Raw genomic sequence first — 6,381 nt, 5'->3', positions numbered from 1 at the left:
GGTCGACCGACGCAGGACCAGATATACTCGACCGTGTATTTGTCGACAGCGCCATGGAATGACACGCATTTCCGCAATGAAAAGTTCGACAAGCTTCTGATCGAGGCGCGCGCCGAATTCGACCAGGACAAGCGCAAGGATTTATACCGCGAGATAGCCATCATCCTTCGGGACGAGGGCGGCGTGATCGTGCCGATGTTCAACCAGTCCATCGACGCGACTGGGCCGGGCGTAAAGGGGTTCGTGAAGGATCCTGTGTTTAGTAGTATGGCAAAAGCCCTAGAGCAATGCTGGCTCGAAGCCTGAAAAGGACTCTCACGTTCATGACACCAGTTTTGGAGGAATATAGTGATTGCTGAACGGCATATATCTGTATGCGGTACCGCAACCTCGTATTACGAGAACGGAGCCGGTGAGCCGCTTGTGTTGATACACGGTGCCGGCCCCTTCGTCGAGGCAAAGAGCTCTTTCATTCGGCAGCTGAATGGGCTGTCCGATCGATATAGAGTGATTGCGTTGGATCAGCTTCATTTTGGCGGGACAGATTATCCCTCCGATCACAAGTATATAAATCGGATCGATCGTGTGGATCATGTGATTGGTTTCATCGATGCGCTTGGACTGAAGCAGGTCACGCTGGTTGGCCATTCAGAAGGGTCATTCGTCGCCGCTCGGATTGCGATCGTCCGTCCCGATCTTGTTTCCAGGCTCGTGCTGCTTACCGCCAGCGCCTTATCGCCTGCATATGGAGACGACCGCGATGAAACTTGGATGAAGGCCAGCCGACAGCAGGACGACGTCTCCCGGCCGATGCCAAGCGAGGAGGAATATATCACCGCGTGGCGGAAAGCCTGCCGGGCCTACGGACAGGATTTGGAAGACGTAAAGCGAGCGGCTTATCACCGTGCCGCGGAGCGCGGACAATACGAGATGTTCCAACAAGCCCCGGAGGAGGAACACGAGCCGCGTCTCTATATACAGCTGCAGCAGAAATACATCTTTCCTTTTATTGACCAGCTTCAGGCCCAGACACTCATCATCTGGTCTAAGAACGATCCTACAGTGCCGCCGGAGCGCGGCTTGATGCTGGCAAAGCTGATCAAAAATTCGGATTTCCACCTTTTGAACAATGCAGGGCACTCCGTCCAGAGCGACCGAAGCGAGGCAGTAAATGGTCTCATCCGACAGTGGTTTGGATAGATAAACAGCAAAAAGGCGTTGAGCTCTGAGCTTCCGTGGCCGATGCCTTTGCTTTTGCAGCGGCAAGTTCGGCCCCTATCGAAACCACCAGGGCCTTAAGCGCTTCGATGTAGTCCGGCTGGGGCGAAACAGCGGATGGCCGAAATGAATCAGCCCTCGGCTTTTTGTGCAACGGAAAACATGCCGTGCGGCAGGGAACCGCGTCCTATCCCGCGCTCGGTGAACGCCAGCTATACTGCGGCTTTGCCGTCGATCTCGTCGAGCAAACACGCCACCTGAGCGCTCGTCAGCGACACGGCGCCGTCTTTCGCGGGTCACGATACAATCGACACGGGGAACGCTGCAGGTTGACGAGCGGGCGCTCTTGCGTACTGTGGCGAGTTCTGGTCGGGCGCTTTTCTGGTAAATCGCCTCCACAATTACTCGGCTAGTTGCCGCTATTCGGCTAGCCTGCCCAACCCAACTCCAGACGTACGCGAGCAGTAACGGTCGTGTCCACGGCATGGTGTAAGAGCGCCGACCTTCGCAGAGGTCCCAAGCTGATCAGGCGGCCACGGCGGGAAGCCTGATGGTGGGATTGTCGGTGATGCGGGCCAACGTTTCAAGGCTCATGTAGCGTCGCGTCACGGCCCATTCGTCATTTGTCTCCAACATCAGTGCGCCGACGAGGCGGAGCATTGGCTCGTCGTTGGGGAAGGTACCGATGACGTCGGCTCGTCGCTTGATCTCGCGGTTGACGCGCTCAAGCGGATTCGTGGATGCGATCTGCGCCCAGTGCTGGCGCGGGAAGGACATGTAGGCCAGCACGTTATCGCGGAGGCGTCCATCAGGGCTCCGAGCTTGGGCTGCTTTTCGCGCACCGCGTCTGGAATATGCGTATTCCAATGATTCCGGACAGTGATGGAGTGCACCCCCAGACTGAGACAAGGAAAATCGCGGACACCTCCCGTGTTACGCTTATGCGGCCCTTTCCATCTCTCGTCTGCGCGAATGCTTCTGTTCGTATTCCTCCGGAGTTAGATAGTCGAGTGCCGAATGCAGCCGCTGCTGGTTGTAGATGCTATCGATGAAGGCTCCGATCCGTTTGCGCGCATCGGCCGCATCCTTGTAGGTGAGGCCCTGCACTTCTTCCTGCTTGAGCGTTTTCATGAAGCTTTCCGCATTCACGTTGTCGTAAGGATTCCGACACGGCTCATGCTCGCCTGGATATCGTGAAGATGCAGAACTTCGGAGTAGGCTCCGCAGGCGTATTGGGTGGTCGGAATGATGGACGAGGCTCCCTGGTTCAGGCTGGCGGTTAGCGATGGCCATATCGAGAGCCTCGATCGCAAGGCTTGCTCTGAGATGCGTATCCAACGCCCACCCGACGACCTTGCGGCTAAACGCATCCAGGACAACGGTAAGGAAAGCAAACTCCTCAGCCAGATGCAGGAACGTGATAATCGGCCACCCACAGCTGGTCGAGCCCATTGAGGATCATTCCCCTGGCAAGGTTCGGCACGACGTGCCAACCATGCCTCGAGTTCGTCGTCACAGGAACAAAGGGGCTTGCGCGCAGGCACAACAGATTGTCTTCCCGCATGATCCGTAGAATGCACTTATGGTTGACTTGCCATCCCTCCCGCCGCAGCAGGGCTGCGATCCGGCGGTAGCCGTAGTGCGCGTTGCCGAGAGCCATCTTCTGAATGAGATCGCGCAAACCTGTCTCGGCCCGCCGAGGCGCCGAATCCAGCCAATGACGGTTGTAACTCGCGCGGCTGACGCCAGCGAGCCAGCACATTCTGTCGATGTTGAATTCGCCTTGCGACAGGCCGGTCGTCATCTTTTTGATGACTTTGAAGATCCCGTTTCGCCAGGAGCTCTGCTCCGACGATGATCTTCCTCGAAATGCCGCAAGGCTTCGCGAAAAAAATCGAGATCCAGTTGCTGCTGCCCGACTTTCTGCTCCAATTCCCTGATCCGACGCCTGGCCTTGGTCAGCGCCTTTTCCTGAGATGCCAGCGTGGCGACTGCGCTCTGCAGCTGCGCGGCCCCGTCAACTCCTGTTATCGGTCTGGCCGGCCGGCCGCGCCGACGTGACTTCAGATTACCACGAAGCCTGAGGTGATCACGCCACTCGTAAAGTCGTTGGCGACTGATGCCAATTTCGTCTGCCAACTTGCTGACGGTTTCGCTCGCCTCCATGCGCTGGACAAGCTCCAGCTTTTGGTCCCCATCAATACTTTTTTCCGTCCGGCCATGGCCCAGTTTCCTCTCTTGCTGGGAAACTGTCCGCGATTTTCCTTGTCTCAGTCTGGGGCTGCACTCCAATCGCGTCCGGTTTTTGATCGGAATGCCGTCCGGTCAATCGTCGGAATCCGCATGCCATAGCCTCCACTGGGTTTCGGCATCGGCCTTCGTTTCCTGTGCGAAGATCGTCTTCAGCATCGCGGCAACCGCCATGCGCTGCTTCGTCGGGTTCGTCGGGTCGTGTCCCATCAGGTAGATGCTATGGGGCGAGCGGCGAGGGTGTGGCATCCTTCGCTGTTTCAACCATCATCAGAAGGAGGCGTCCCATGTCGCAATCTTTTGACGCGAGCCGGTCCCTTGCCGCTCTCGAACAGGATAACACGATCATCGCCGTCATCGAAATGAGCAAGGCGAAGTGGCTCGTCGCCGCGCTTGTTCCGGGCCTCAAGCGCCAGCCCCTCAAGAAGATCGATGCCGACGCGCCAGCACTGTTGAAGCTTTTGCAGCGCTGGCGCGACGAAGCCGGCCGGGCCGGGCACACGGTCCAGCGGATCGCCGTCGCCTATGAGGCGGCCGGCGACGGCTTCTGGCTGGCGCGCTGGTTGCGGGCGCACGGCATCGAGGCCTATGCCATCCATCCCTCGAGCGTTCCGGTGTCGCGCGACACCGCCGCGCCAAGACCGATCGTCTCGACGCCGAGCTTTTGATGCGCGCTTTTCTCGGCTGGCTGCGCGGCGAGAAACGCCATTGCTCCATGGCTGCGATCCCGACGCTCGAAGACGAGGACGCGCGGCGGCCGAACCGCGAGCGGGGGACCCTGGTCGGCGAGCAGACGCGGCTCATCAACCGCATCAAGGCGATCCTCGCCCGCTTCGGCGTCCGCAGCTTCCGGCTGAGCCTGCGCCAGGCCGCGGACAGGCTGGAGAGCATCCGAACGGCGGAGGGAACGCCGCTGCCGGACAACACCCGCGCCGAACTCTACCGCTTCCTTGAGCGGCTCAACTTCGTGCGCGCGCAGATCCGCGCCATCGAACAGGAGCGCCTGCGCCGGCTGGCGGCGGCTCCGGCTGCGGCGAACGGCCCGCACGCGATGGTTCGCCTGCTCGCGCGGATCATCGGCATCGGCGTCGAGACGGCCGACATGCTGGTCCACGAGATGCTGTCGCGCAAGCTGCGCGACCGCCGCGCCGTGGCGCGCTATGCCGGCCTCACGGGGTCGCCGGACGAGAGCGGCAAGCGCCGCCGCGAGAAAGGGCTAGCGCGCGCCGGCAATGCCCGCGTGCGGCGTGGCATGATCCAACTGGCCTGGCGGTTCCTGCGCTTCCAGAAGGACAGCGACCTCGCCCGATGGTTCCAGGCACGCACGACCGACGGCCGCAAAACGACGCGCAAGACGATGATCGTGGCGCTGGCGCGCAGGCTGCTGATTGCGCTGTGGCGTTTCGTCACTGCGGGCGAGGTGCCGCAGGGCGTCATCGTGCGTGCGCCGTGATGGAGGCACGTGGGAAGAGGGAGAACAAGGCACACCCCAATTGGCAAGGCCCGCAGCAGGGTCTGCCGATGACGATCCGAGGTGGCGGCAACCCGAAGCTACACATGGTCCTTCGGACCGCCGACGTAGAATGGCCCCCGCCGCCCCGGAGCTTCGCCACCGATGCGCATGCTGCATCATGGTCAGATCCACTGCGATCTACCGCATACAAGTCTGCCGCGCGATCTTCGCGCCCGGCTCATGGCGAGCTCGCCTCGGAAATCTGTCGTCGGCATTTGGCCCACCGGAAACGGCTCACCCGACCCGGCAAAGCCTGCCGCCCTGCTCGTGACCGTCAAGGACAAGTCGCTTCGCGATGGCTGCAGCCACCCTTGACCGTCACTGCGCGCGGCGGCCAGTTCGAAGCCAGGTCGGCACGAGGAGATGGTCGCCAATCGGCCGAACGAGGAGATGAGGAAACGAACCAGGAGCAAGCTTGACAATCATCGCCCCATACAGGTGTAGCTCGGCGGTTACGAAGCCGCTCGCGAGCGCGCCGTTAGTAGCGCTGTAGCGAGTGAGCGGCGTGTCGGTGGTCATCGGCGCTTTCCGGTAGGGTTTGGTTGTTGACGCCAACCCATTTCGGAAGGACCACCGATGACCGACGACATGATGAACCTGCGCACGCTCGTGGAGAAGACCCCGGATGCCGATCTGCTGCGGGAGATGATCGGGTTTGCCGCCGAGCGGCTGATGGAAATGGAGGTGGGCGCGGCCACCGGCGCCACCTATGGCGAGAAGAACCCGCTGCGGCTGGCCCAGCGCAACGGCTACCGGGACCGCGACTGGGAGACGCGCGCCGGCACCGTCGAGCTGCGCATCCCCAAGCTCAGGAAGGGCTCCTACTTCCCCGGTTTCCTGGAACCGCGCCGCATGGCCGAGAAGGCGCTGACCGCCGTCATCCAGGAAGCTTATGTGCAAGGCATCTCGACCCGGTCGGTTGACGACCTGGTCAAGGCCATGGGGATGAGCGGCATCTCCAAGAGCCAGGTCTCGCGGCTGTGCGAGGAGATCGACGGCAAGGTGAAGGCCTTCCTCGAGCGGCCGATTGAGGGCGATTGGCCATACCTGTGGATCGACGCCACTTACCTGAAGGTCCGCCGCGGTGGGCGGATCGTCTCGGTCGCCGTCATCATCGCTGTCGGCGTCAATGCGGACGGCCGGCGCGAGGTGCTGGGCATGGAGATTGGCACCTCGGAGGCCGAGCCGATCTGGACGGAGTTCCTGCGCAAGCTGACCCGTCGCGGCCTGCGCGGCGTCAAGCTCGTCGTCTCCGACGCGCACGAAGGCCTCAAGGCCGCCGTCACCAAGGTGCTGTGCGCGACATGGCAACGCTGCCGCGTCCATTATGCCGATGTCCGGATTATGCCGACCGTGGGGGTGGATGTCGGCTTCGGAGGCGGTGATCGCTGCGATGGGGT

At 61.3% G+C, this 6,381-nt stretch carries 6 protein-coding genes and 3 pseudogenes; 4 read left to right on the top strand and 5 right to left on the bottom strand.

Annotated elements, in window-relative coordinates; translation table 11 throughout:
- Window positions 1-306: pseudogene (locus tag AC0L2H_RS32240) on the top strand (ABC transporter substrate-binding protein); the annotation flags it as partial.
- A gap of 42 nt (window positions 307-348) precedes the next feature.
- Complete coding sequence (locus AC0L2H_RS32235; RefSeq protein WP_223217797.1) at window positions 349-1,200, top strand: alpha/beta fold hydrolase; 852 nt, start codon at window positions 349-351, stop codon at window positions 1,198-1,200.
- A gap of 543 nt (window positions 1,201-1,743) precedes the next feature.
- Here AC0L2H_RS32235 and AC0L2H_RS32230 read toward each other — a convergent pair.
- The 4 genes and pseudogenes from AC0L2H_RS32230 to AC0L2H_RS32215 form a co-directional block, all read right to left on the bottom strand.
- Window positions 1,744-2,066, bottom strand: a pseudogene (locus tag AC0L2H_RS32230) (transposase); the annotation flags it as partial.
- Window positions 2,067-2,157: 91 nt separating this feature from the next.
- Window positions 2,158-2,670: an integrase core domain-containing protein gene (locus tag AC0L2H_RS32225; RefSeq protein ID WP_080643878.1), complete on the bottom strand. Its 513-nt coding sequence runs from the start codon at window positions 2,668-2,670 to the stop codon at window positions 2,158-2,160.
- Window positions 2,618-3,022, bottom strand: a complete 405-nt coding sequence (locus tag AC0L2H_RS32220) for an IS3 family transposase (protein ID WP_051112864.1) — start codon at window positions 3,020-3,022, stop codon at window positions 2,618-2,620. Before AC0L2H_RS32220 ends, AC0L2H_RS32225 begins: the two co-directional genes overlap by 53 nt.
- Window positions 3,019-3,510, bottom strand: coding sequence for a helix-turn-helix domain-containing protein (locus tag AC0L2H_RS32215; protein WP_223217798.1), 492 nt, complete (start codon window positions 3,508-3,510; stop codon window positions 3,019-3,021). The genes AC0L2H_RS32220 and AC0L2H_RS32215 overlap by 4 nt, the downstream gene beginning before the upstream one ends.
- A 245-nt stretch (window positions 3,511-3,755) precedes the next feature.
- Here AC0L2H_RS32215 and AC0L2H_RS32210 point away from each other — a divergent pair.
- Window positions 3,756-4,921: pseudogene (locus tag AC0L2H_RS32210) on the top strand (IS110 family RNA-guided transposase).
- A gap of 378 nt (window positions 4,922-5,299) precedes the next feature.
- On the opposite strand, the gene AC0L2H_RS32205 reads toward AC0L2H_RS32210, so the two are convergent.
- Window positions 5,300-5,500, bottom strand: a complete 201-nt coding sequence (locus AC0L2H_RS32205) for a hypothetical protein (protein ID WP_019863450.1) — start codon at window positions 5,498-5,500, stop codon at window positions 5,300-5,302.
- A 57-nt stretch (window positions 5,501-5,557) separates the two neighbouring features.
- Between AC0L2H_RS32205 and AC0L2H_RS32200 the strand changes: the two genes are divergently transcribed.
- A partial coding sequence (locus AC0L2H_RS32200) for an IS256 family transposase (RefSeq protein ID WP_473593660.1) occupies window positions 5,558-6,381 on the top strand: 824 nt, incomplete at its 3' end.

The organism is Mesorhizobium sp. WSM4871, from assembly GCF_055811295.1.
Note: the sequence above shows the minus strand (reverse complement) of the source record. Positions and strands in the feature narration are given on the sequence as shown.

Excerpts from the sequence above, each read along its gene's own strand:
- AC0L2H_RS32225 (WP_080643878.1), bottom strand. The coding sequence starts at position 2,670 with ATGGGCTCGACCAGCTGTGGGTGGCCGATTATCACGTTCCTGCATCTG.
- AC0L2H_RS32220 (WP_051112864.1), bottom strand. The coding sequence starts at position 3,022 with ATGACGACCGGCCTGTCGCAAGGCGAATTCAACATCGACAGAATGTGC.
- AC0L2H_RS32205 (WP_019863450.1), bottom strand. The coding sequence starts at position 5,500 with ATGACCACCGACACGCCGCTCACTCGCTACAGCGCTACTAACGGCGCG.